Source organism: Pseudarthrobacter sp. AG30 (assembly GCF_003116525.1).
Taxonomy (GTDB): domain Bacteria; phylum Actinomycetota; class Actinomycetes; order Actinomycetales; family Micrococcaceae; genus Arthrobacter.
Map to the genome: position 1 here is coordinate 248,798 of NZ_QEHL01000001.1, position 23,102 is coordinate 271,899.

Sequence of the window (23,102 nt, forward strand, 5' to 3'; positions counted from 1 at the left end):
GCCTGGGCCGTCACGCCTCCCACCATCGAAGGAAAGGCTGACCGTGGCACGCATCTTCATCACCGGCTCCACTGACGGGCTGGGCCTGGCGACGGCGGAGACGCTGCTCCGGGACGGCCACGAGGTGATCGTGCATGCGCGGTCCTCCCGGCGGCTCCCCGCAGTACAGCACCTGCTGGACCGCGGGGCGCAGAGCGTCGTCGGAGACCTGGCCGTCCTGGCGGACGTCAGGCAACTGGCGGCGGACGCCAACGGAATCGGCGACATCGACGCCGTCATCCACAACGCCGGCGTACTCAGCGGCCCGGCGCTGCTGCCCGTCAACGTGGTTGCCCCTTACCTGCTGACGGCCCTCATGCCCGGTCCGCGCCGCCTGGTCTACCTGAGCAGCGGCATGCACCGGGGCGGGGACGCCGGCCTAGGCGGCCTGGACTGGGAAGGGCGGACGACGACGGCCTCCTACTCCACCACCAAGCTCCAGGTCACTGCGCTGACCTTGGCGCTGGCCCGGCTGGTGCCACACGTCGCCAGCAACGCCGTCGACCCCGGCTGGGTGCCCACCCGGATGGGTGGCCGGTCGGCGCCTGACAGCCTGGAACTGGGCCACCGCACCCAGGAGTGGCTGGCCACCAGCGATGATGCGGAGGCCTTGGCCAGCGGCGGCTACTGGTTTCACCAGGAGCGGCAAACCCCGCATCCGGCAGCCGGCGACCCCCGTTTCCAGGATGCTTTGCTGGCGCAGCTCGCGGACTGCACCGGCACCACCCTGGAAGCGCTCAGCTAGACCGTTCAGAAGGCACGGATGGTGATTCCGGAAAAGACGGCCGGTCCCCCGTCACTGTAGAACGAGATGCCGGTATCGCCGCCGGTGAACTGCACCTGCTGCGACAAAACCGTGTGCCCGGCGTTCACGAACACCTCCACGCTCTGGGTGTCCACGAAGATGCGCAGGTGCACGGACCTGGCGGCGGCGTCAATGGGGGCCGCGGCACGGGTATACGGCACCAGTGAGTAGCCGGCAAGGTCCGAGGGTGCGCGGTCGACGTAGAGCTCAGCACCGTATTTGCCGATATTTGTGTGGCGGGCACCGTCCGCGGAGCGGCCGACGGACACGCCCACATTTGCCGCGGCGCTCCAGGAGATGTCCAGCTCCAGCTCATAGGCCCTGCCATTCCAGGGCAGGACGACGCTGCCCTCCACCGTCCGGTCCGGGAGCACCGTGGTGGAGGTGGCGTAGCCTGCCAGCGCGGGAACCGGGCTGCTCAACAGGCTGTACCAGCCTCCGCCCTGGCGCACCAGGCGAATTTCGCGGACGATCGAGTTTTGGCCGTTGTACCCGTCGGTGGCGTCTGTGGGAACATCCCGGGCCGCATATTTCCAGTTGTTCATCCAGGCGACGGCGTACCGGCGCGTCTCCGGCGCATTCGGCACCGGCCAGGTCACCGCCGCATACCAGTCCCAGCCCCAGTCCAGCCATTGCGGATTGTCCACGTCGTCGGCAAGGAACTGGTTACCGTCCCAGGTTCCGGTCCAGTAGGCGTACGTCATGGGCAGCCCGATGCTGTAGGCGTCCATGCTGGCGCCCAGCACCCAATGCCAGGTGCCGTCGTCGGCCTTCATCTGGAACAGATCCGGACACTCGATGCCGCCCAGCGCGTGGTTGGGGTAGTCGAAGTTGCGTTTCAGCTGCCAGTCCCGCAGGTTCACGGATGTGTAGAAGGCGGCGTACCGGGCGCGGCCGATCACGCACACCCATTCGTTGCGGGCAGCGTCCCAGTGGATCTTGGGGTCCCGGAACCATTCCGCGTTGTCGATCTCTGCCTGTGTGGTGGCCGCCCGGCCGTCCGTGTTGACGATCACCGGGTCCGCGAGGGCCGTGAACGTGTAACCGCCGTCGGTGGACCAGTAGAGGTATTGCTCCTGGTATTTCCTGATGCCGTCCGTGGGCTGCGTGGCGAGCACGACGATCGCTCCGGCGCCGAAGCCTGCGGTGTTGGCGGTGTCCACCACTGCGGATCCGGACCACACGGGAAAATCGGGCTGCAGCGGCAGCGCCACGCCGTGATGGGTGAAGGCCACGGCGTCGGTGGTGCTGGCATGGTCCCACCCGCCCTGCCCGTTGTTTTGCGTGGAATGCAGGTAGTACAGGTGGTGGGCCCCGTTGACGAATACCGGCCGCTGGGGGTCGCACAGCCATCCCGATGGCGGGGTCATGTGGAAGACCGCGCGCAGGGAATCCCGGGCGTGCGCGGGTGGGGCGGAGATGGCTCCGGCCGCCAGGAGGGCGAACGCTCCTGCTCCGGTGCCTTGCAGGATGTGGCGGCGGGACATGGCATGCGTCATCATTGACTTCCTCTCGCGGGGGCGGCGGCTCCGCCGCCGGGCGCTCCGTGGGGAACACTCGTTGGTCCGCACGGTCACCGCAGTGCTTAAGCGCTTTAGCAGGACAAGTTACCCAGCGGCGGCGGAGTGGTCAAGCGTTTCAGCGAAGTGGCCCACGTCATAAATGGGGCCGTGGGCACCTCGGAAAGTATTTTTGCTAAAACGCTTGATCAGCGCCTTCTTTCACGCTAGCTTCTAGGTGATCAAACGCTTTAGCAGAACGGACATCACCGCTGATGAGCTACCCAGTCTTCTTCCAGCCCGCCGATGCGTGGGTTGGAGACCTTATCCCCTTCCAGAAGGATGGCGAGTTCTGGCTCTTCTATCTTCATGAAGTGCGCGCCGATCCGAAGCCCGGTACGGCGTGGAACCTGGTGACCACCAAAGACCTCACGCAGTTCCAGGACCATGGCGTGGCCCTCCCCCACGGCACCGCAAACGACCTGGACTTCAACTGCTATACCGGCAGCATCGTCGCCGACGAGTCCGGCGTCCACCACCTCTTCTACACGGGCCAGAACCCGGCCAACCTCGGCCCCGGCGGACTGCCCCTGCAACTGGTCATGCATGCCACCAGCACCGACGGGATGGCCACCTGGACCAAGCACCCCGAACTCACCTTCGGCGCCCCGGACGGGTACGATTCCGCAGACTGGCGGGACCCCTTCGTCTTCCGCGATGAGGCGGCCGGCGTGTGGCGGATGCTCCTTGCCGCCAGGCACTCCACCGGACCGGAACGCCGCCGGGGCGTGATCGCGCAGTGCGTCTCCACCGACCTGACGACCTGGTCCCACGCCGAACCCTTCTGGGATCCCCGCCGGTACATCACCCATGAGTGCCCCGACGTGTTCCAGTGGGGCGGCTGGTGGTACATGGTCTACTCGGAGTTCTCCGAAACCTTCACCACCCGGTACCGGATGGCCACGAGCCCCGACGGCCCGTGGACCGTTCCGGCCCGGGACAGCATCGACGGGCGCGCCTTCTACGCTGCAAAAACGGCGGAGCGGGACGGCAGGCGGTTCTTCTTCGGCTGGATCGCCAGCAAGGAAGGAAATTCCGACGACGGCGCCTGGCAGTGGGCGGGCACCATGGCCGTGCTGGAGGCCCGCCAAAACGCCGACGGGACGTTGGCGTTCGGGTTCGCCGACGAACTGGTGGACAGCTTCTGGGACGACGTCCCGCTTGAGCTTGGAAGCGGGCTGCCGCTCCGGCTGGACGTCCCGGACGGCTACGCTGCCGCCATGTCTGCGAATCCGATGCCCACGCAGTTCTACGCCAAAGCGGTGCTGGACATCGGCCCCGGCACCACGGAATGCGGGCTGCTGCTGCGGTCGACCGCGGACGGCGACCACTCCTACGTCCTCCGCCTCGAACCGAAACGCGGCCGCCTGGTGTTCGACCGCTGGCCACGAGCCGTCACCGGCGACGCCCAATGGCACGTCTCGGGCGACGTCCCGTACGCCATAGAACTTGAACGCCCGTGCGACCTCGCACCCGGACGCCACACGCTGGAAGTGGTGGTGGACGGCGATCTGTGCGTCGCCGTCGTGGACCGGCAGGTGGCCCTGAGTACCCGCATCTACGACCTCCCCACCGGTGCACTGGGCGTGTTCGCCGGCGAAGGTTCGGTCACTGTCACAGATCTCGAAGTCCGCAAGCGCACCGACAACTGAATACCCATCCTCCATTCCATCCGACCCGTTCCAACGATCCGTTCAATCAAGGGAGATTGCCCCAAATGAAAAACCTGCTCCGCGCTGCCGCCGTCGCAGCCGCCACCGCCCTGGCACTGACCGCCTGTGGCGGCGGCAGTTCCACGAATTCCTCCGACGTCAGCCCCACCGGCGAGATCAAGCCCCATGAAATCTCCTGGCTCCTCTCCCGCCCGGCAGATGGCGCCGTCATCAACATCATGAAGAAGCTGGCCGACGAATACGCCGCGGACCACCCCGGCTTCAAGCTGAACCTGATCACCACCCCTGACCGGCCCTCCTACATCCAGAAGCTTGAGACCCTGGCCGCGGCCAACAAGCTTCCCGAACTTTTCGACACCGATGCCACCCCGTTCGCCCAGCAGCTGGCCAAACAGGGCAAGATGCTCGACGCCGAGAAGCTGCTGAAATCCCTGGACATCTACGGCAACTACCGCCCCGGGGCACTGGACTACCAGCGCTTTGACGACGGCTCTCTTTACATGATTCCGTTCCAGTTCGAGCTGGAGTTTATGTGGTACAACAAGGCACTGCTGGCCAAGGCCGGCGTGGCCGTACCCAAGTCCCTGGACGATATCCCCGCCATGTGCACCGCCCTGCGCAGCAAGGGAATCACCCCCATTGCCATCGACGGCCAGGACCAATGGCCGCTGGAGCGGTACGTCGCCTACCAGCCGTTCCGCGAAGCCGGCCCCGACTTTGTGCAGAAACTGAAAAAGGGCGATGCAAAGTTCAGCGATGCCGCCGGGCAGAAGACCGTCAACTGGATGGCCGAACTGGGCAAGGCCAAGTGCTTCCAGGACGGCTTCTCCGCCCAGGGCTACTCCGACGCACAGAACCAGTTCACCTCCGGCCAGGCCGCCATGTACAACATCGGAACCTGGGAGCTGCCCAGCCTGGCCACCGACAAGCTCAACCCCGCCGTCCGCAACGACGTCGACTTCTTCACCCTGCCCACCACCGCAGGATCGGTGACGGCTGCGAACGAGTTCGTCTCGCCGTCGGGCATTGGCATGGCCGTCAACGCCAAGACCTACGATCCCCTGGTCAGCGACTTCCTGAAGTTCGCCCTGAAGAAGTACCCCGCCCAATACGCGGCCACCGGCGCACTGTCGCCCACCACCGACGTCCAGACCACCGTCCCCGCCAACGCCACGCCGCTGTTCCAAAAGGCCCTGGACCAGGCAAAGGACCTCGGGTCCAAGCAGGCCATGCCGTGGGACACCCAGCTGGACCCCACCACCAACGGCCGGCTCCAGCAGGAACTGGTCCTGCTGGTCCAGGGCGAGGTCACTCCCCAGCAGTTCACGGAAACCCTGGACAGCACCATCGCCCAGAACGCCCCCAAGTTCTTCAAGTAAAGGTCCGCCATGCTGCCCAACAGGTCACGGACATCGGTCCTGGTCTTCCTGCTCCCGCCGCTGCTGCTCTATGGCGCTGCGGTCCTCTTCCCCATCCTGCAGTCCCTGTTCCTGAGCTTCTTCTCGTGGAACGGCATCAGCGAGATGGAATTCGTCGGCCTGGCGAACTACATCCGGATGTTCGTCGGCGATGACATCTTCTGGCGGGCGTTCCTGAACGCGCTGATCTACCTCGTCATCTGCCTGGTGCTGCAGCTCGGCGGTGCCCTGGCGGTCGCGAGCCTCCTTACCTCCCTCCGCCGCGGACGGGAGCTCATCAAGACCCTCTACCTGCTGCCGGCCGTGATTTCCACGGTGGCCATTGCCTTCCTCTTCGTCCGGATCTACTCGTTGGAACCAGTGGGGCTGCTGAACCAGCTGCTCCACTGGATCGGACTGGGCAGCCTGGAACGGCCGTGGCTTTCGGATGTGAACACGGTCCTGGCGGCCGTGTCCGCACCGGAAGGCTGGCGGTTCACCGGGTTGTACATGCTGATCATCTACGCGGCACTGCTCGCGGTGCCCAAGGAACTGGAGGAAGCGGCCGTCCTGGACGGCGCGTCCCGCTGGACCCTGTTCAGCAAGATCCGGTTCCCGTACATCCGCCCGGTGTGGATCACCACCACCATCATGGCCACCACGTACGGCCTGCGGGGGTTCGACATCCCCTACCTGATGACCAACGGCGGTCCGGGGCAGTCCTCCGAACTGCTCACCACCTATATGTACAAGACGGCGTTCACCAGCACGGACTTTGGCTATGCGAGCACCATCTCGGTGTTTATCGTCATCGAGTGCCTCGCCGCCGTCGGCCTCATCCTGTTCCTGCTGAAGCGAAAGGCAGACGCATGATCACCCAGGCAGCCCCGCCCGCCCAGCCGCCCGCCGTCGTACCTCCCACGCCCGCCGTGAAGCGCCGCAAGCGCCGGCCGGACCTGTTCCGCACACTCTCCCGGGTGCTGATCATGCTCATCGTGATCGTGCAGGTGTATCCGCTGGCATGGCTGTTCCTGACCAGCCTGCGCAGCGAACACGACTTCGCCACCGGCGACCCCTTCGCGTTGCCGAGTTCGCTGACGTGGGAGAACTACGCCCGGGCCTTCGAAACCGGCGACCTGGGCCGGAACATCCTGAACAGCTTCGTGGTGACCATGGGCGCCAACGTGCTCATCGTCCTGCTGGGGATGATGGCCGCCTATGCCATCCAGGTGCTGGGGTTCCGGCTCAGCAAGCTGGTCCGCGGGCTGTTCCTCATCGGCATCATCGTCCCGGTGCAGATCGCCCTGGTTCCGCTGTTCATCGACTACTCGCAGGTGAACCTGCTGGATACGTACCAGTCGATGATCATCCCGCTGGCCGGTTTCTCCCTGCCCATGTCCGTCTATCTGTTCTCCTCGTTCTACGAATATATTCCCAAGGAGACATATGAGGCGGCGTCCCTGGACGGTGCGGGACCGTACCGGATCTTCGGCCTGATCACGCTGCCACTGTCAGTGAACACGGTGGTCACCGTGGTCCTGGTAAACAGCATCTTCATCTGGAACGACTTCATTTTCGCCAACACGTTCGTGCTCTCCGAGGACCTCAAGACCATCCCCCTGGGCCTGCAGAACTACATCGGCGCCATGGGCAAGGTGGACTGGACGGCAACCTTTGCGGCCGTGTGCGTGACCATCACCCCGCTCCTGCTGGTGTTCCTGGTGCTCAACAAGGCCATGATCCAGGGGCTCGAGAGCGGAGCGACCAAGGGATGACGGCACCTGCTGCTGGATATACTCCTGAAGGAGGGCAGATGAGTTCAATGGAGAATGGTGCGGGCGCGGCCGGCGGCGTGCCGCAGGATCCGCCGCACGCGCCGGAGCGGGCCCACCCCGTGACCCTCCGCGAGGTCGCGGAAGCGGCCGGTGTTTCCACCGCCACGGTATCGCTGGTGGTCAACAAGAAGAAGGACGCCCGCATAGCCGAGGAAACCCGGCGGCGCGTTAAGGAGGCCCTCCGCACCTTGGGCTACCGGCCCAACGCGATGGCAAAGACCCTGGTCAGCGGCACCTCCAAGTTCATCGGGCTGGTGGCCGACGGCGTGGCCACCACGCCCTTTGCCGGCCAGATCATCCACGGGGCGCAGGACGAGGCGTGGAAGCACGGGTATGCGCTGCTCATCGCCAATACCGAGGGCAATGGCGAGCTGGAGCAGGACGCCATCAGCATGATGCTCGAATACAAGGTCCGCGGCATCCTCTACTCCACCTGGTTCCACCGGGCCACCGATATTCCGGCCCCGTTGCGCGAAGCCGACTTTGTCCTGGTGAACTGCTTTTCCGATGAGCCGGGCGCCCGGGCCGTCGTCCCGGACGAGGTCCAGGGTGGCCGGTCTGCCACGGAGATCCTGCTGCGGAACGACCACCGGCGCATTGCGTTCATCAATGCAACCATTCCGGCGCCGGCCAAGGATGGGCGGCTGGCCGGATACCGGCAGGCCCTTGAGGAGGCCGGTGTCCCGTTCGATTCGGCTCTGGTGATGGAGTCCTACCCGGACCAGGAAGGCGGCTACCGGGCCACGGCGGAACTGCTCACGCGGGATGTCACCGCTGTGTTCTGCTACAACGACCGGATGGCCATGGGCCTCTACGACGGCCTGCGGGAACACGGCCTGGCCATCCCGGAGGACATGGCGGTGGTGGGGTTCGACAACCAGGAAGTGATTGCCGCCCACCTGCGCCCGCCGCTGTCCACGGTTGCCCTGCCGCACTACGAGTTGGGCGCTGCGGGTGTCCGGATGCTCCTGGGCCTCGACCCAGCCGTCGGCGGGGCAGCGAAGATCCACTGCCCCGCCGTCGAGCGGACCTCCGTCCAGACCAAGGCCCGGGCGTAACCCCCGGCTGATCCCGCCGGCGGCGTCAGGACGCGCGGAGGCGGCGTTCGACGTCGGCCGTCTCCGGATACGCCGACTGGGTGCCTTTCCGGGTGGTGGCCAGGGCGGCCGCCACAGAGGCGAAGGCGGCAGCTTCGGCGAGGGCGTCTCCGGCGGCCAGCCGGACGGCAACCGCTCCCGTGAAGGCGTCGCCGGCCCCGGTGGTGTCCACGGCGTCCACGCGCGTGGGCGCCACGAAGGTCACCTGGGCGCCGGGAGCCGCCTCCGAATCCAGCACCACGGACCCGTGCGCGCCGAGGGTGACGAGGACCTGCCGGATCCCCCGCCCGGCAAACCGCTCCCGGACCGTATCCCATTGCGCCGCGTGGGCCTCCGCGCCCGGGACCGAAGCCCCGGGGCCAAGGAACAGCGCCGCCTCGTGGGCGTTCACCAGCAGGACGTCTGTCAGTTCCGCCAGCTCCGCCGGAATGTGCGCGTACGGCGAGAGATTCAGCAGAACCGTTGCGCCGGCGTCGTGCCCTGCCTGCGCGGCGGCCAGCACGGTGGGCATGGCCACCTCCAGGCAGAGGCTGACGACGGCGGCACCGTCCAGGACGTCCGCGGCGCCGGCGACGTCGGCGGGGGACAGCGTGCCGTTGGCTCCTGCGGAGATGATGATGTTGTTCTCGCCGTGGGCGTCCACGGCGATCACCGCGACACCGGTGGGTTCGCTGGAGGTCCGCACGTGCCCTACGTCCACCCCTGCACCGGCAACCGAGGCCTGGAGCATGTTGCCGTTGGCGTCATCCCCCACGGCCCCCACCAGGCTGACGTGTCCGCCGAGCCGGCCCGCGGCCACGGCCTGGTTGGCGCTCTTGCCGCCCGGGTTCACGGCGAATCCGTTGCCGTGCACGGTCTCGCCGGGCTGCGGCAGGCGTTCGCAGTAGATGGTCAGATCTGCATTCAGGGAGCCGACGACGACGATCCGGCCGGTGTTCTGCGCCTCGCCACTCACGGGGCCACCTCGGCCTCAACCGGCTTGGGGATCAACAGCGAGGCGGCGAACGCCGCCACGGTGAGGGCCAGCCCGACAAGCACGACGGTCAGGTAGGAGGCCTTCGCATCGCCGAGCGCCTGCGTGGCCACCAGGACCGCGGGCAGGATGAGGAAGCTCAGGCCCGCACCCAGGTTGAAGGCGCCGGCATTCATGCCGGGCAGGAAGCCGGGGTTGCCGGCGGGCGAGAGGACAACGCCGAGTCCGTTGAGCATGATGTTGACGGTACCGGCGTACATGATGCCCAGCAAGACGGTGCCGGCAATCATCATCGGCAGGCTGCCCAGGCCGAAGAAGGCGATGACGGCCAGTGCTGCGATGCTGCCGAGGAGCCCGATCCGCAGCACCTTGGTGTACCCGAGGACGGGGGCCAGCCGCCCGCTGAGCGGACCCACCAGCCAGCCGAGCAGGGCGTACGGGGTGAGGATGATCAGCGACATTTCGGTGGGGCCGATGCTGAAGCCGGGCGCCGCGGCCTGGACGTAGGCCGGGACGATGCCGTTGATGACGGCGAAGATGCCGGTCATGGTCAGGGTGGTGGTGAGCAGGGGTGCCCAGGTGGCGCGCTGGCGCAGGTGCACGGTTTCCACCATCGGCTGGGCGGCCCGCTGTTCGGTGCGCCAGAAGGCGAAGAAGGCGACGGCGGAGACGAGGACCAGCGCCAGGCTCAGGATCAGCGTGGCGGCCGAGAAGCCGGCCACCAGCTTGGAGCCTTCGTTCAGGGCGGTCAGCAGGGCGCCCACAGCCACGACGATGAAGAAGACGCCGCGCCAGTCCATGGTGGTGCCGGCGGCAGGCTTGCTCTCCCTGGCAAGGACCAGGACGAGGGCGGTGGCGGCAGCGGCCAGGACCACCATCAGCCAGAAGATGCTGCGGAAGCCGAAGTGCTCGGCGAAGTAGCCGCCCACGAAGGAGTCGACGCCGGCCACGCCGCCGTTGACGGCGGTGATGAGGCCCATGAGCGTGCCGTATTTGCGCGGGTTGCTCACGGCGGAGCGCAACATGATCAGGCAGAGCGGGACGGTGGGTCCGCTGACGCCCTGGATGATGCGGCCCACGAAGAGCCAGGTGACGTCCGGGGCGAGCGCGGCGATGACGGAGCCCGCGGCCATCAGCACCATCATGCCCACCAGGACCTTCTTGCGTCCCACAATGTCGCTGAGGCGGGGCAGGAACAGGGAGAACAGGGCGGCGGCTGTGAAGAACCAGGTCTGGGAGAGGCCGATGACGGCCTGGTCGGTCTTGAGTTCCTCGCCCATGGTCACCAGGGCGGGGCTGAGCATGGAGGCGTTGAGCTGGAACGCCACGCAGGCGGCCAGCAGGGCGGTCATGAGGGCTGCGGTATTGCCGCGGCCGGTGGTGGTTTCGGTGGTCGTGGCGGTCATTTACTTGACCCCTACGGCGGTGAGGTGGGCACTGCGGCCGGGTTCGACGTCGGACGCGGTGCCGTTGTCCTTAAGGTCACGGGCGCCGGGCTCGCCGATGCGGACCAGCGCGTCGGTGACGAGGTCCCAGAACCGCGCGTGGTCCAGGTCCACGGCCACGCTGGTGTGGCAGTCGGCGGGAGCGGGGGCGCGGAAGTCGGCCACGGTCATGCCGAGGGTGAGGGTGCCCTGCAGTTCGATGTTGACCGGCACCTTGCGGGTGCTGACGATGCTGGGATCGATCACGTAGGCCACGGCACAGGGGTCGTGGACGGGCGGATAGTCGAAGCCCTGGGCGTCCTTGTAGGTGTGGGCGAAGAAGTCCATCAGTTCGGTGACGAACTTCGCCGGGGTGGTGCCGATGGCGGCGATTTTCGCCACGACGTCCGGGGTGGCGAGCGCTTGGTGGGTGAGGTCCAGGCCCACCATCACCACGGGCCACTTCTCGTTGAAGACGATGTTGGCTGCCTCGGGGTCGATGATGATGTTGAACTCGGCCACGGCGCTCCAGTTGCCCACGTGGTAGCCGCCGCCCATCAGGACCACTTCCTTGACCCGTTCCACGATGCGCGGTTCCTTGCGGGCGGCCAGGGCGATGTTGGTCAGGCCGGCAGTGGGGACCAGGGTGACGGTGCCGGGTTCGTGGGCCATGACGGTGTCGATGATGAGGTCCACGGCGTGGCGCGGGTCCAGCTCGATGGTGGACTCGGGCAGGGCGGGGCCGTCCATGCCGGACTCGCCGTGGATGTCCGGGGCGGTTTCGATGCTGCGGACCAGGGGCCGCGGGCAGCCGGCGGCGAAGGGGACTCCGGTGATGCCGGCGATGGTGCCTACGGCCAGGGCGTTGCGGGTGACTTTTTCGAGGGTCTGGTTGCCCACCACCGTGGTGACGGCCAGCAGTTCGATGTTCGGGTTGCCGTGCGCGAGCAGCAGGGCTACGGCGTCGTCGTGGCCGGGGTCGCAGTCCAGGATGATCTTCCGGGGCTGGTGCTGACTCTCTTGCGGGTTTGGTTCCACGATGGTTCTCCACGTCATTGGGGCCTGCCGGGGAGGCAGGGGTCCAGTATTCCGGGAGTGATCATGGCACCGTTTTGTGGTCCACGTCAAGCGCTTAACGTGGCGGCGGCGTTTGCCCACGTCAAACGCTTGATGCCTTGCGCCTGCTGACTGGACCAGCGGCTGCCTAACCGAAGGGATTCCAGGCCGCATCCGGGAAAAGTGCCGCCAGCGCGGCCCGGAGCATCAGGAACCCCACAATGCCTGCCACCCACAGCACCGCCTCCCCGGCCACCCGCGACAGCCACGCGCCAAGGCGCGCCAGCGGGGCATCCAGCACGCTGCCAAGGGCAAGCCTGCCGGCCACCAGGAGCCCGGCAGGCAGCAGCATCACCAGGCAGTAGGCGCCAAGGAGGGCAGCGGAAAGGGCCCAGCCAGCACTGGAGGTCGTCAGCAGCCCAATTGCGCCGATATACGGCAGCATGGTGGGCACCTCGAGCAATCCCGCGAGCAGCGCCAGGCCCAGCAGTCCGCCGGGGGTCCCCACTGCACGGCCAATCCTCCGCTGCCACCGGGCCTCGACCGGTGATGGCCCGGGCTCCTGCGCAGCGGCCACCCCGCTGGACCGCTCGGCACGGGCGCCGCGGCCCTGGAGGCGTGCAGTGTCCGGGGAACCGGTCATCCTGCTTGGAAAGGGCGGCTCCGTCGGCGTGGAAACCCCGCGCCCGGGCCTTCCTCCCAATACGGCCCACGCCAGCAAGCCGCCGCCCGCCACCAGCATTCCCCACTGCACGGCAGGCAACCCGCCGAGGGCCCCGAGGTCCGCACCCCACGCCCCGGCGGCCCCGGCCACACCTGTCAGCAGGCCAAGTCCGAGCAGGAAGTAGAAGAGCCCGATGGCTGCGAGGTAGGCCGCCGCCTTTCCGGTGACGGCTGCCCGCCCCCCGGAGTCCCGGCGCAGGAGCAGCCACACGGGAATCACCAGCGTGCCGATGCTGGTGCTGTCGATCAGGGCGAGGATGGCCAACTGGGCCAGGAGTTCTGCAGTCACAGGAAGAGTCTGCGCCAACCTGCCTCCTGGCGCGTCGGGCATCGGAGGGAGGGCGGACTCATCCTTTAGTCGCAGAAACCGCGCTTGAGACAGGCCGGCGCTCCCCTCTGCGGCAGGATGGGACCATGCATTCAACACCGGGCACCATCCGCCGTGAGGACGTGGTCCTGGCCCTGGCTTACGCGGGGCTCACCTGGCTGCTGCACTCACTGGGCATTACCGCTACCGGCGCCCCGGCAGTCCCTTCGCTGGAGCCATGGTGGCCCGCGCTGGCGCTGGCCGGATCCGCCGTCGTGGTGCTGCGCCGGAGCACCACCCGGGTGATGGTTCCGGTTTCCCTCCTCGCAGCGGTGGCGCTCCTGCTGGCGGGGGCGGCCGGCGGGTTCTTCCTGCTGTTCGAAGCCGTCTTCTCACTGGTGTTGTTCGGCACCGCGAAAGCGGCCAAGACGGCGGAGGTGGCGGTCCTTGTCCTGTGCGCGGCCGGAGGGGCGGCGGCATGGCTGGCAGGTGGGTCCTTCGCCGATGGCGTTGTAGCGCTGCTCGCCGGTGCCATGGTGCTGCTGCTGCCGGCCGAATGGGCAGGGAATGTCCGCAAGGCCAGGGAACTGGCCGTCAGCGAGGGGGCGCGTGCCGCTGCAATCCGAGGCGCGGCACGCGACCAGGCACGGCTGGCTGCCCGTGAGCACGAACTTGAGCTCGCCGGCGCGCGGCAGGAGATGGCGCGTGAGCTTCACGACGTCCTTTCGTCCAGGCTGTCCGCGATCGCGTTGCAGTCGGCTGCTGCGCTGAACACCGCGGACCCGGCCTTGGACCGGGAGGTCCTGGCCCATGTGCGCCGCGAAAGCGTAGCAGGGCTGCGCGACCTGAACGCCATGATCCGGATGTTGAACGCCGGGGAGCCGCGGGCCCTGGCCGGCGATGTCGGGGATTTGGACGCCGTCATTGCCGGCCATCGCGCTGCCGGGATGGACCTCGAATGGAACAACGCCCTCCCCGGCGGAGGCGAGGACCTTCCCGGCGGCACGCAGGCTGCCATCCACCGGTTGATTGCCGAATCACTGGTCAACGCCGGGCGGCATGCCGCGGGAGCCAGCGTCCGGGCCAGCCTTGAGGAAGTTCCTTCCGGCATCCGGCTGAGGGTTGCTGACGATGGCGGCACCGAGGAACCGCAGGGAAACACGGCCGGAACAGGGACGGGACTGCCCAGCATGAGGGCCCGGGCTGAGCAGCTGGGCGGGTATGCGATCGCCGGCCCTGAAGGCCACGGCTGGAGAGTAGAGGCGTTCCTTCCGACAAACGGCACGGGCACGGTGGAGAACGAGGCACCATGAGCGGACGAATCTCGGTATTGCTCGCGGACGACCATGCCGCCATCCGTGTGGGGATCAGGATGGTGCTCCACGGGGCACCCGGGTTCGATGTGGTCGGCGAGGCAGGTGACGGTGCCACCGCCGTCGCCATGGCCCGGACCCTGCGGCCGGACATCGTCCTGATGGACGTGCGGATGCCGGTGAGGGATGGAGTGTCGGCTACTGCCGAAATAGTCTCTGCCGGGTTGTCGAAAGTCTTGGCTTTGACCACTTTTGACCACGATTCCTATCTTTTTGGCATGCTGTCCGCCGGCGCCGCCGGCTTCCTGTTGAAGACCGCTGAACCCGCAGAAATACTCCATGCGCTGGGCCGCGTCCACGACGGCGGGACTGTGATCGCGCCCGAAGTGGCCGGCCGGTTGGTGTCTGCGGCCATCAATGGAGCAGCGGCGGCACCCACCCCGGCAGCGCCGGCCGGTGAGCTGACCGCCCGGGAACGGGAGGTGCTGGACTGCCTGGGCGATGGCCTCAGCAATGCCCGCATCGCACGCCACCTGTCCATCTCGGAAGCAACGGTCAAGACCCACGTTTCAAACGTATTGGCAAAGCTGCAGGTGGAATCCCGCCTGCAGGCTGCGTTGGTGGCAAGGACTCTGTAGCGGGAATGCCGCCGTACCGCGGCGGCGCGTCCGTGGTGGGCGGCCCGATCAGCTGCCGGCACCGGGTCGCACTACGATCGAGGTATGGATTCCGGGGAACGAGTGCAGCAGCGGGCGCGGCCCCGGAGGGTAACGGCGGCCATGGTGGCCGCGCGGGCCGGTGTTTCGGTTGCCACGGTGTCGCTGGTGGCCAACGGCAAGACGGCCGGCCGGGTCTCCGAGGACAACATTTCCCGGGTGCAGGAAGCCATTGCCGAGCTTGGCTACGTGGTGGATGGCATCGGCAGTTCGCTGGCCAAGGGCGTCAGTTCGATCGTGATCCTGGTGGCACCGGATATCTCCAACCCATTCTTCGCCAAGGTGATCAGCGGGGTCCGGGAATCGCTGGGGCCCAATTACCAGCTGCTCCTCTCGGTCACGGACTCAGGTGAATTTCCCAAGGCTGCGGACGTCCGGAAGCTGATGTCGCTGCGGCCGGCAGGCCTTTTGGTTGATGCCCCGAATGCCGGGTTCCTGGCGGACCTTTCCGTGGCCGGCCCCCTGGTCCTGCTGGACGCTCCCGGCCTGGAGTCGTTTGCGCCGGCCGTGAACCTTGACGTCGCCCAAGGTGCGCGGGAGCTGGCCGCGCACCTTGCCGGGGCGGGCCACCGACGCGTGGCCTACCTGGACAGCGTTACCGGAACCGCCACGTTCTCCATCCGCCGGGAGGCCTTCCTGGCCGAAGCCGCCTCACTGGGCATGACCGTGGATCCGGACCAAATGCCCGCCACCACCATCGATGTGGGTGCCGCGGCGGCTGTCTTCGCCGACGCGTGGCCGGACTGGCAGCGCGCGGGGGTGACCGCCGTCGTCTGCGCCACGGACACCCATGCGTACGGGGTGCTGCAGGAAGCCCGCGTGGCCGGGGTGCGCATTCCCGCGGAGCTGGCCGTGGCGGGGTTCGATGACCTGCCGTATTCGGCGACCAGCAGCCCGGGCCTGACCAGCGTGCACCTGCCGGCGGCAAGCCTGGGGCTGAAGGCTGGTGAACAGCTGCGCCGGCTGATGGAAGGGCGGGCGTTGGAGCAGGAGGAACTCGTCCTGGAAAGTTCCCTGGTGGTGCGCGGCTCCACGTCGGCAGGCGAAACGTAGCGGCGCCGGCGGGTTCCTGTCGGACCCCGGCCGTAAGCTGGGATTATGCCGAGTAACTGGGAGAGTCTGGACGCGTCGCAGCGTGAGTCGGTACAGCACAATGTGGAGATCTATGAGCGCGTCCGCCCTGCCCTGAAGCTCATCACCCGGGACGTCCTCCTCACCCTTCGTGACATGCTCAAGGGTACCGAGGTGACTCCGCTGTTCGTCAGCGGCCGCACCAAGACGGTGGAGTCTTTCAAGGAAAAGATCTCGCGGACCGAAGAGCCGCTGGAGCACGGCGGCCCGCGGCTGCTCAAGTTCCCGGACCCGTTCCGGACGCTCAATGACATGGTGGGCATCCGGGTGATCACCAAGCTCCCGGCGGAGAACGCCGTGGTGGCCAACATCATCAAGCGCCAGCGGCAACTCTTCGACTGCCGTGGCGACCGGGAGAAGGACATCGGCTCCATCGAATCCGGCACCTATGGATACTCCAGCCGGCACCTGATCCTGCGGACCATCCAGAACGAGGCCGTCAAGGAGTACCAGCAGGTCTTCAATCCGGACGCCGTGCCCAACGGCAGCTACTTCTTCGAGTGCCAGATCCGTACCATCTTCGCCCATGCGTGGAGCGAGATTGAGCATGACATCAGATTCAAGGCCGAGGATCCGCGCGCGTGGACACCGCACTTCGACCGGCAATTCACGGCCACCGCCGCCATGCTGGAGACCGTGGAGACGGCTTTCGCGGACCTGCATGAACGGTACGAGGAAGTCCGCAGCTTCTGGGACATGGACGGGGAAGGCGCGGCAGCCCTCACCCCGAACCGGATCCGCGACGTCTGGCGGACCCTGCTCCCGCACGTTGACCGGAAAGTGGACGACGACTGGGGCTGGGCCGCGGAACTCCTGGCCGCCCACGGCCTCAACCAGACCGTGCAACTGGCGGGCCTGCTCAGCGCCAACCGCATCACCGAGGTCCGCAAGGCCCTGGACCACCGCTACTCCCCCGGCCCCGACCGGCTGATGGATGACCTCCTGCTGTGGCAGTACGGCACCAAGCACATCGACCTCACCGCAGAACCGGCCGACGCCGTCCCGCACCCCCGGCGCGACAGCCTCCTGCGGCGGCTGCGGCAGATCGAGCGGTACAGGATGACGAAGACGTAAGGGTTCGTGTTAGGAGCATTTGGCTGCTCCATGGGGCGAAACCCTCTTCCCAGGCCGTTCAGGAAAGGTTGTGGACTGCCCCGGCCCAGCGGGGGCCGGAGACGGCCCGGCGGACAGCCCGGGCACGGGCGTGGAAGTCGATCTTTGGCATTCGCGGAGAAGGGTCAGCGCGACTGCCGGGATCATTCAAGGTGGCGGGCGGTGCCGCATTGGCGGCTGTTGTGGCGTGGTCGGCGATCAGTCCCATGCCGGCGTATTCGCGTACAGCGGCGATGCCGGCAACGGCGTCGGTCTTGGTAGCGAAGGGCTTGGACACTGCCATAACGGTTCCGTCGGGTGCTGTCAGCCGGAACCTGAACGCTGATTCTGCGTCGATAAATAGTTCGAACATTCCTGCCATTGCGATCCTTTCGTCTGCGGGATCTTGAGGCGGCACCGTTGCCGCCAGAGGGGCACGAGGCATCGTTGCCTTCGCTTTCCCTGGTAGATCCCGCCGTCCAAATTTTCATCAATTCAGCATGCGTTCCTCGAGTTTCTCGTGGGACACCTTGCCGGCGCAAGATGTTCCCTGGCATCCGGTAGAAGTGATCATCCGCTCTCGGGTGCGGGCAGCTTTCACGAGCCGACGTCGGCTCGCCGCATGTCGTCAACACATGTTGACCCAACCTCCATGCGTCAACTAATGTTGACGCATGGAGGTGGAGCAGATGAAAACTTTGGTTGCATCCATGGACGGGAAAGGACCGGCTGAAGCACTGCAGGCAGTCGCCCAGCTGCAAAAGGAAGTCGGGCGCGCGGAAGCGTCCTTGGTCCGGAAAGCCCGGCAGGCCGGCCTCTCCTGGGAAGCCATCGCCCTGTGCCTGGGCGTGAGCAAGCAGGCCGTCCACCGCAAATATGGGAAGCGGTAGATGCTGTTTCCCGCTCTTGGCTGCTGGCGGCGAGGTAGCTTCAGCTTTACGTAGCGTCCGTTACCGGCGCTTTAGAGGGACGAGTAGAAGCCAAAGGCGTTCACCGGATGCGGGTATCAGCTGTTTCCAAACGTGGTTGCTGGGACGGCGCGAAACGATGGGTACCTGGGCGCCGGCCCGATCCATCCATCGTGTTCCCCCGTTCTGTGAAGGTCAATATGCAGGCATCCGCTCCCCTAGGACCCTCAAGAGCGCTCCGGTTACCCCTTCCTGCCTTCGGTGGCGACCCCTTCGATAAAGTGGCGCTGTCCGAAGGCAAAAAGGATGAGCATGGGGAGCGTGATCAGGAGCGTCGCGACCATGACGTATTGGTAGTCCCCTTGGCCGCCGTTGGTGGGGCTGTACTTAGTCATGGCGTAGGCGATGCCCAGCGGTGCCGTGAATCCCTCAACGGACCCGGCGTTGAGGTAAATGAGCGCGGACTGCAGGTTGTTCCAGCTTGCCTGGAATTCGAAGATGAAGATCACTACAAGCGAAGGCACAGACAGCGGCAGGGCGATCCTGCGGAACAACCCGAAGTAGCTGGCTCCGTCGATTCGCGCGGCCTCGAAGAGCTCCCGTGGCAGTCCCAGGAAGAACTGCCGTTGCAGGAAGATGTAGAACGCCGAGCCAAACAGGTTCATCCCGAAGAGCGGTATCCAGGTTCCCAGGACGCCCAGGTTTTTCCAGATGAGGTACTGCGGCACCATGGTGACGGCGCCCGGCAACATCATCGTCGCCAGCACAAGCCCGAAAAGGATGTTCCGGCCCGGGAAACGGAAATAAGCGAACCCGAACGCGACCAGGGAACTGGAGAGCGTCACCAGCGTGGCGGCCAGCACCGCGATCAGGAAGCTGTTGGTCACCCAGTTCACCAGCGGGAGCTGATCCCAGACTTCGACGTAGTTCTGCGGGGAAAACGTCGCGGGGATCAGGGCGTTGTCGAAAACCTCCCCACGGGGCTTGAGGCTGGCGGCAATGAGCCACACGAGGGGATATAGGAACACGGCACTGATCACCGTCAGGACGACGCCGAGCACCACCTTGCCCGCCGTGGTGCGGGGACGCCGGACACGACGGCGCGGGGCAGACGTGGCAGTGGCGGAACGGTCAGCTTCCGCCAGCAGCGTGCTGGACGCCGGTGTCGCGCCGGTGTCGGTATTGGTGGTGGCCATCAGCGCTTCTCCCCGTCGTAGTAGACGAACCGGTTTCCCACCCGGACCTGCACCAGGCTGATCAGCAGGATCAGCACGAACAGCACCCAGGCCATGGCAGAGGCGAACCCGAAATTGAATTCCCGGAAGGCCTGCTGGAACAGGTAAATGCCGTAGAACAGCGAGGCCTCCGGCGAGGCGCTGGTCTGGTCACGCCAGAAGAGCAGATACGCCTGGTCGAAGACCTGGAGCGCCGCAATTGTCAGGACGATCACGTTGAAGAAGATGGCCCCCGAAATCATCGGGACGGTGATGGAGAAAAATTTCCGCACCGGGCCGGCGCCATCCAGGGCCGCGACCTCATAGAGTTCCCGCGGCACATTTTTGAGTGCGGCCAGAAAGATGACCATGGTGCCGCTGACCCCCCACAGCGTCATCAGCACGATCGACGGCTTTACCCACGCCGGGTCGATCAACCACTGCGGACCGGAGATGCCGAAGAACGCCAACGCCTGGTTAATGGCCCCCGTGTTGCCGTTGAGCAGCAGCAGGAAAACCGCCGCGGTCGCCACCGATGGTGTCATCTTCGGCAGGTAGTAGATGGTCCGAAAGATCCCGGCCCCCCGGCCCACGCGGTTTAGGAGCAGGGCAAGCCCCAGCGCGACACAGATCTCCAGGGGAACGGCCATAACCGCGTAGAAGAGCGTGTTGGCCAGCGAGGAGGCGACTTTCGGATCCTGAAACAGGAGCTGGTAGTTGGTCACACCGGCGGGCTTGGCCACGTTCGTCGCCAGGTTGTAGCGGCTGAAAGAGATAACCAGGCTGTAAGCCATCGCACCGAGCATGAAGACCAGGAAGCCCACGATCCACGGCGAGATGAACAGATAGCCCGCCAAGGCCTCCCTGCGGTTGTATTTCACCCGGGGCGCCCGGGCCCTCCGGGGTTCGCCCCCGGGGCGCCGGATTTGCGCGGCTGATTTGGCTGTCATGTGGCAACACCCTTTCTCCCGTGGCTCCACGGCGGTCTCTGCCCCGCGGCGCGCCGGCATCGGGGCCGGTCCCTTGCGTCACACCGCGGCGTGGGCTAGCTTTCGAAATAGGAAGCTTGCTTACAGTGTTGCACTCGAATCGCTTTTAGCCGAGGGTCTCGCGGCAGCGACCACCACCACTGACGATTAGGAGGATGCAATGATGCATTTCCGGAAGACGGCATACACCGCGGTTCTGGCTCTGGCGGTTACAGGCATGACGGCCTGTGGCGGCGGTGGCAGCAGTGCCCCCGCCGCAAGCGCAGACTTTTCCAAGGACGCCTCGGGGACGATGACGGCATGGGCCTTCGATAACGCCGACGACGTCGGCAAGGCACGCATGGGATACGCATCGTCCCAGCTCTCGAACGTGAAGATCACGATGGATCAGACGCCCTTCGATGCGCAGAAATTCACTACCCGCGCGGCCAGCGGCGAGGTACCCGACGTCGTCCAGATGGACCGCGCCTTCGTCGCGACGTACGCTGCCGAGGGGCTGATCAAGCCGCTGGACGGCTGCTTCAAGGCCCAAGGCATGGACCCGGCAAAGCAGTTCTACCCGGCCGTCACCCAGCAGGTGACCTATCAGGACAAGGTCTGGGCAGTGCCGCAGTTCTATCAGCCGGCAGCCATCATTCTGAACCAGAAGGTTCTCCAGGGCGCCGGCGTAACGGCTGCGGACATCGACACCTCAAACAAGACGAGGCTGCTGGACGCCGTCGGAAAAGCGTCGAAGGCCGACGGCGGTAACCCCTCAACGCTCGGCTTCGACCCGGTGGCCGCCGGGCAGGCCGAACTGTGGATCCTCGGCCAGGGCGGACGGCTGGTGGACGACAAGGGAGCCCCCGTCCTGGACGACCCGGCGAACGCAGCGGCGCTCAGTTTCCTGAAGCAGATCTACGACGCACAGGGCGGCTATGCCAAGGCCAAGAGCTTCTCCGATTCCTTCGACACGTTCGGTAAGCAGAACCAGTTCGTCAAGAACCAGGTGGGCGCCCAGGTTGACGCCCAGTGGTACGTCAACGTTCTGGCCCCCTATTCGCAGTCCCTGGACTTGTCCGCCGTTCCTTTTAAGGACAAGGACGGCAAACCGTTCACCGTGGCAGGAGGAACGTCCTTCGTCATTCCTGCGAACGCCAAGAATCCCAACGCCGCCTGCGCGTGGATGACATCCCTGGTCACCGACGACGCATGGAAGGCCGCCGGGGAGGCTCGTGCACAGAAAATCGCCTCGACGCAGGGCGGCATTAACACCGGGCTGTTCACCGGTTCCCCGTCGGCCGACAAGCTGATCAGGGACGCCTTCGTCAAGCCGAGCGGCAATCCCGGCTTCGACGAAACAATCAAGACGTACTACGACGTCCTCCCTGCCGGCAAGACCCTGGGTGCCTCCCCTGCGGGTCAGACCATCAAAACGGAACTGAACAACGCCATCGCCTCGGCCCTGCTGGGGACCAAGGATCCGGGCATGGCGCTTGCTGACGCCCAGGCCGCTGCCAAGCGCGCCTACGACCAGTCGGGTTCCTAAGCTGTTGTCGTTCCGCGCCGCGGTCAGGTCCGGGCTGTTGCGCGGAACGACTGTAGGCGTCTATCCGCCGGCGTTGGTGCCACACTGAAGGTAACCGGAAGACCGGCCTTCCCACTCCTGCCGGGCCGGCACTCCGCAAGGGAAAGCGTGACGGAATGGTTCAGCATGCGGGGCGGGAACGCCCGGATATCTTATCCGGTCCACAACCCGACGGCGGCGGTCCTCGGCCACGCGTGGGTGTTCGTCGGTGCGGTAGTCGTCCTGATCATCTGGCCCTTCACCGGCCCTCTCCTTGGCTTCTCCGACACCTGGCAGCTGGCGATCAATACCGGCAGCGACGATTGTCACCTTCCGTGTGGTCTTCATCATCATTCTGAACACCCAGAACCGTGACACGGCGGCCCTCCACGTAAAGTTGGATGCCCTAATGCTCGAGCTCCAGGTCGGGAATGCCAAGCTCTACGACGCCGAGCATGAGGGCGAGAAGGAGATCGAGGCCCAGCGGATGCGGATTGCTGGCGCCGCCGGACAAGGTGGCCGGGACCGCCGGGCGGATCCCCCTGCGGCCGCGGGTCTGGCCTAGGGTCATTCCGGGCGCCCTTATTGCTGGAGGGACCGTAATGCGGGGTCTGGAGAGCCGCGGAGAAGCGCGTTCAGAAAGCACTCGAAGGGCATCCTGTCCCCGTCGCGGTCGGCTAGCCAGGCCATCGCCAAGCTTCAGGAGGCCCTCACCCAGACGGCAACGAAAGCTCAGGGCGGCCAAACGGGGCAGGCCCAGCAAGGCACACCGGTCACGGTCCCTCAGGTAACTGTGACCGACGTCGTACCACTCTCACCTGACGACGCGCGCGGCACCGGACTCGCCGTTGCAGGCGTGGTTCCACACCCTCCAAGGCAGCTACTGGACGAATGCGGGCGCGATCGGACTGGGAATCGTTGCAACGGCCGCCATCATCGTGGGCCTCAATGCACTCATCGGGCAGCCGGGCATCGCGGTTGGCGCGATCATCACCCTCTTCATCGGCAACCCGCTTTCCTCACTGACCCAACCCAAGGAGTTCCTCCCCGCACCGTGGGGTGATGTCGGCCAATGGCTGGTCCCCGGCGCCTCCGGGACGCTCCTGCGCGACCTCTCCTACTTCCCCGACGCTGCCACCGCGTTCCCATGGCTCGTACTGGCCGGCTGGGCCACTGCCGGGGCGGTCCTGATCGCCGTAGGCCACTTTCGCAACGCTCCGGCCATCGCCGACATCTAGGACTGCCCATGGCGTCACAAGCCGGGCTCAGTGGTTGCCCCGGGAATGCGGGATGCCCAACTCGTGC

23 protein-coding genes are annotated in these 23,102 nt (G+C 66.2%); 15 read left to right on the forward strand and 8 right to left on the reverse strand.

Translation table 11 applies throughout. The features are described from left to right. Positions 1 to 43: 43 nt before the first annotated feature. Positions 44 to 784: an SDR family NAD(P)-dependent oxidoreductase gene (locus DC347_RS01190; RefSeq protein WP_018762750.1), complete on the forward strand. Its 741-nt coding sequence runs from the start codon at positions 44 to 46 to the stop codon at positions 782 to 784. A gap of 5 nt (positions 785 to 789) precedes the next feature. Here DC347_RS01190 and DC347_RS01195 read toward each other — a convergent pair whose 3' ends face one another. Beyond that, entirely contained in the window at positions 790 to 2,343 is a 1,554-nt protein-coding gene (locus tag DC347_RS01195; RefSeq protein ID WP_109044153.1) for a glycoside hydrolase family 32 protein, read from the reverse strand. 275 nt (positions 2,344 to 2,618) lie between these two features. Between DC347_RS01195 and DC347_RS01200 the strand changes: the two genes are divergently transcribed. The 5 genes from DC347_RS01200 to DC347_RS01220 all read left to right on the forward strand — a co-directional run bounded on the left by DC347_RS01200 (position 2,619) and on the right by DC347_RS01220 (position 8,366). Beyond that, positions 2,619 to 4,055 (forward strand): GH32 C-terminal domain-containing protein, encoded by a 1,437-nt coding sequence (locus DC347_RS01200; protein ID WP_109044154.1) that lies wholly within the window; start codon positions 2,619 to 2,621, stop codon positions 4,053 to 4,055. 65 nt (positions 4,056 to 4,120) lie between these two features. Then, positions 4,121 to 5,455: an ABC transporter substrate-binding protein gene (locus DC347_RS01205; protein ID WP_109044155.1), complete on the forward strand. Its 1,335-nt coding sequence runs from the start codon at positions 4,121 to 4,123 to the stop codon at positions 5,453 to 5,455. 9 nt (positions 5,456 to 5,464) lie between these two features. Next, on the forward strand, positions 5,465 to 6,346 hold the full coding sequence (locus DC347_RS01210; RefSeq protein WP_109044156.1) for a carbohydrate ABC transporter permease: 882 nt from the start codon (positions 5,465 to 5,467) through the stop codon (positions 6,344 to 6,346). Then, entirely contained in the window at positions 6,343 to 7,248 is a 906-nt protein-coding gene (locus DC347_RS01215; RefSeq protein WP_109044157.1) for a carbohydrate ABC transporter permease, read from the forward strand. Before DC347_RS01210 ends, DC347_RS01215 begins: the two co-directional genes overlap by 4 nt. 47 nt (positions 7,249 to 7,295) lie before the next feature. Next, positions 7,296 to 8,366 (forward strand): LacI family DNA-binding transcriptional regulator, encoded by a 1,071-nt coding sequence (locus tag DC347_RS01220; protein ID WP_240617666.1) that lies wholly within the window; start codon positions 7,296 to 7,298, stop codon positions 8,364 to 8,366. A 25-nt stretch (positions 8,367 to 8,391) separates the two neighbouring features. Here DC347_RS01220 and DC347_RS01225 read toward each other — a convergent pair whose 3' ends face one another. The 4 genes from DC347_RS01225 to DC347_RS01240 all read right to left on the reverse strand — a co-directional run bounded on the left by DC347_RS01225 (position 8,392) and on the right by DC347_RS01240 (position 12,870). Then, positions 8,392 to 9,360 carry a ribokinase gene (locus DC347_RS01225; RefSeq protein ID WP_109044158.1) on the reverse strand — a complete coding sequence of 323 codons (969 nt, stop codon included), beginning with the start codon at positions 9,358 to 9,360 and terminating at the stop codon, positions 8,392 to 8,394. Beyond that, a complete protein-coding gene (locus DC347_RS01230; RefSeq protein WP_109044159.1) occupies positions 9,357 to 10,784 on the reverse strand; it encodes an MFS transporter in 1,428 nt (475 codons plus the stop codon). The genes DC347_RS01225 and DC347_RS01230 overlap by 4 nt, the downstream gene beginning before the upstream one ends. Further along, complete coding sequence (locus DC347_RS01235; protein ID WP_109044160.1) at positions 10,785 to 11,858, reverse strand: nucleoside hydrolase; 1,074 nt, start codon at positions 11,856 to 11,858, stop codon at positions 10,785 to 10,787. Between the two features lie 148 nt (positions 11,859 to 12,006). Further along, positions 12,007 to 12,870 (reverse strand): GAP family protein, encoded by an 864-nt coding sequence (locus tag DC347_RS01240; RefSeq protein WP_109044161.1) that lies wholly within the window; start codon positions 12,868 to 12,870, stop codon positions 12,007 to 12,009. 125 nt (positions 12,871 to 12,995) lie between these two features. On the opposite strand from DC347_RS01240, the gene DC347_RS01245 reads away from it, so the two are divergent. The 4 genes from DC347_RS01245 (at position 12,996) to DC347_RS01260 (ending at position 17,122) form a co-directional block, all read left to right on the forward strand. Beyond that, a complete protein-coding gene (locus DC347_RS01245) occupies positions 12,996 to 14,201 on the forward strand; it encodes a sensor histidine kinase (protein WP_109044162.1) in 1,206 nt (401 codons plus the stop codon). Further along, positions 14,198 to 14,839, forward strand: a complete 642-nt coding sequence (locus DC347_RS01250) for a response regulator transcription factor (RefSeq protein ID WP_109044163.1) — start codon at positions 14,198 to 14,200, stop codon at positions 14,837 to 14,839. The genes DC347_RS01245 and DC347_RS01250 overlap by 4 nt, the downstream gene beginning before the upstream one ends. 84 nt (positions 14,840 to 14,923) lie before the next feature. Further along, positions 14,924 to 15,970 (forward strand): LacI family DNA-binding transcriptional regulator, encoded by a 1,047-nt coding sequence (locus tag DC347_RS01255; RefSeq protein ID WP_109044164.1) that lies wholly within the window; start codon positions 14,924 to 14,926, stop codon positions 15,968 to 15,970. A gap of 45 nt (positions 15,971 to 16,015) precedes the next feature. Beyond that, positions 16,016 to 17,122 carry a GTP pyrophosphokinase family protein gene (locus DC347_RS01260; protein ID WP_109044165.1) on the forward strand — a complete coding sequence of 369 codons (1,107 nt, stop codon included), beginning with the start codon at positions 16,016 to 16,018 and terminating at the stop codon, positions 17,120 to 17,122. Between the two features lie 58 nt (positions 17,123 to 17,180). On the opposite strand, the gene DC347_RS01265 is transcribed toward DC347_RS01260, so the two are convergent. Then, positions 17,181 to 17,522 (reverse strand): DUF1508 domain-containing protein, encoded by a 342-nt coding sequence (locus tag DC347_RS01265; protein WP_109044166.1) that lies wholly within the window; start codon positions 17,520 to 17,522, stop codon positions 17,181 to 17,183. A 292-nt stretch (positions 17,523 to 17,814) separates the two neighbouring features. On the opposite strand from DC347_RS01265, the gene DC347_RS01270 reads away from it, so the two are divergent. Next, positions 17,815 to 18,030, forward strand: a complete 216-nt coding sequence (locus DC347_RS01270; RefSeq protein ID WP_109044167.1) for a transcriptional regulator — start codon at positions 17,815 to 17,817, stop codon at positions 18,028 to 18,030. Between the two features lie 260 nt (positions 18,031 to 18,290). On the opposite strand, the gene DC347_RS01275 is transcribed toward DC347_RS01270, so the two are convergent. Together DC347_RS01275 and DC347_RS01280 are read right to left on the reverse strand one after the other, a co-directional pair. Next, positions 18,291 to 19,244 (reverse strand): carbohydrate ABC transporter permease, encoded by a 954-nt coding sequence (locus DC347_RS01275; RefSeq protein ID WP_109044168.1) that lies wholly within the window; start codon positions 19,242 to 19,244, stop codon positions 18,291 to 18,293. Continuing rightward, positions 19,244 to 20,143 carry a carbohydrate ABC transporter permease gene (locus DC347_RS01280; protein WP_240617659.1) on the reverse strand — a complete coding sequence of 300 codons (900 nt, stop codon included), beginning with the start codon at positions 20,141 to 20,143 and terminating at the stop codon, positions 19,244 to 19,246. Before DC347_RS01280 ends, DC347_RS01275 begins: the two co-directional genes overlap by 1 nt. A gap of 268 nt (positions 20,144 to 20,411) precedes the next feature. Here DC347_RS01280 and DC347_RS01285 point away from each other — a divergent pair, with 268 nt between their 5' ends. From DC347_RS01285 to DC347_RS01295, 4 genes are all read left to right on the forward strand, one after another. Beyond that, positions 20,412 to 21,779 carry an ABC transporter substrate-binding protein gene (locus DC347_RS01285; RefSeq protein WP_240617660.1) on the forward strand — a complete coding sequence of 456 codons (1,368 nt, stop codon included), beginning with the start codon at positions 20,412 to 20,414 and terminating at the stop codon, positions 21,777 to 21,779. A 147-nt stretch (positions 21,780 to 21,926) separates the two neighbouring features. Then, a complete protein-coding gene (locus tag DC347_RS22080; RefSeq protein ID WP_206073861.1) occupies positions 21,927 to 22,172 on the forward strand; it encodes a low affinity iron permease family protein in 246 nt (81 codons plus the stop codon). Then, positions 22,135 to 22,362 carry a low affinity iron permease family protein gene (locus DC347_RS22085; RefSeq protein WP_206073862.1) on the forward strand — a complete coding sequence of 76 codons (228 nt, stop codon included), beginning with the start codon at positions 22,135 to 22,137 and terminating at the stop codon, positions 22,360 to 22,362. Before DC347_RS22080 ends, DC347_RS22085 begins: the two co-directional genes overlap by 38 nt. Before the next feature lie 283 nt (positions 22,363 to 22,645). After that, positions 22,646 to 23,035: a hypothetical protein gene (locus DC347_RS01295; RefSeq protein ID WP_109044170.1), complete on the forward strand. Its 390-nt coding sequence runs from the start codon at positions 22,646 to 22,648 to the stop codon at positions 23,033 to 23,035. Positions 23,036 to 23,102: the final 67 nt, after the last annotated feature.

Coding starts and splice junctions, on each gene's coding strand:
- DC347_RS01195 (WP_109044153.1), bottom strand. CDS start 2,343: ATGACGCATGCCATGTCCCGCCGCCACATCCTGCAAGGCACCGGAGCA.
- DC347_RS01200 (WP_109044154.1), top strand. CDS start 2,619: ATGAGCTACCCAGTCTTCTTCCAGCCCGCCGATGCGTGGGTTGGAGAC.
- DC347_RS01205 (WP_109044155.1), top strand. CDS start 4,121: ATGAAAAACCTGCTCCGCGCTGCCGCCGTCGCAGCCGCCACCGCCCTG.
- DC347_RS01210 (WP_109044156.1), top strand. CDS start 5,465: ATGCTGCCCAACAGGTCACGGACATCGGTCCTGGTCTTCCTGCTCCCG.
- DC347_RS01215 (WP_109044157.1), top strand. CDS start 6,343: ATGATCACCCAGGCAGCCCCGCCCGCCCAGCCGCCCGCCGTCGTACCT.
- DC347_RS01220 (WP_240617666.1), top strand. CDS start 7,296: ATGGAGAATGGTGCGGGCGCGGCCGGCGGCGTGCCGCAGGATCCGCCG.
- DC347_RS01230 (WP_109044159.1), bottom strand. CDS start 10,784: ATGACCGCCACGACCACCGAAACCACCACCGGCCGCGGCAATACCGCA.
- DC347_RS01235 (WP_109044160.1), bottom strand. CDS start 11,858: ATGACGTGGAGAACCATCGTGGAACCAAACCCGCAAGAGAGTCAGCAC.
- DC347_RS01245 (WP_109044162.1), top strand. CDS start 12,996: ATGCATTCAACACCGGGCACCATCCGCCGTGAGGACGTGGTCCTGGCC.
- DC347_RS01250 (WP_109044163.1), top strand. CDS start 14,198: ATGAGCGGACGAATCTCGGTATTGCTCGCGGACGACCATGCCGCCATC.
- DC347_RS01255 (WP_109044164.1), top strand. CDS start 14,924: ATGGATTCCGGGGAACGAGTGCAGCAGCGGGCGCGGCCCCGGAGGGTA.
- DC347_RS01260 (WP_109044165.1), top strand. CDS start 16,016: ATGCCGAGTAACTGGGAGAGTCTGGACGCGTCGCAGCGTGAGTCGGTA.
- DC347_RS01265 (WP_109044166.1), bottom strand. CDS start 17,522: ATGGCAGGAATGTTCGAACTATTTATCGACGCAGAATCAGCGTTCAGG.
- DC347_RS01270 (WP_109044167.1), top strand. CDS start 17,815: ATGGAGGTGGAGCAGATGAAAACTTTGGTTGCATCCATGGACGGGAAA.
- DC347_RS01275 (WP_109044168.1), bottom strand. CDS start 19,244: ATGGCCACCACCAATACCGACACCGGCGCGACACCGGCGTCCAGCACG.
- DC347_RS01285 (WP_240617660.1), top strand. CDS start 20,412: ATGATGCATTTCCGGAAGACGGCATACACCGCGGTTCTGGCTCTGGCG.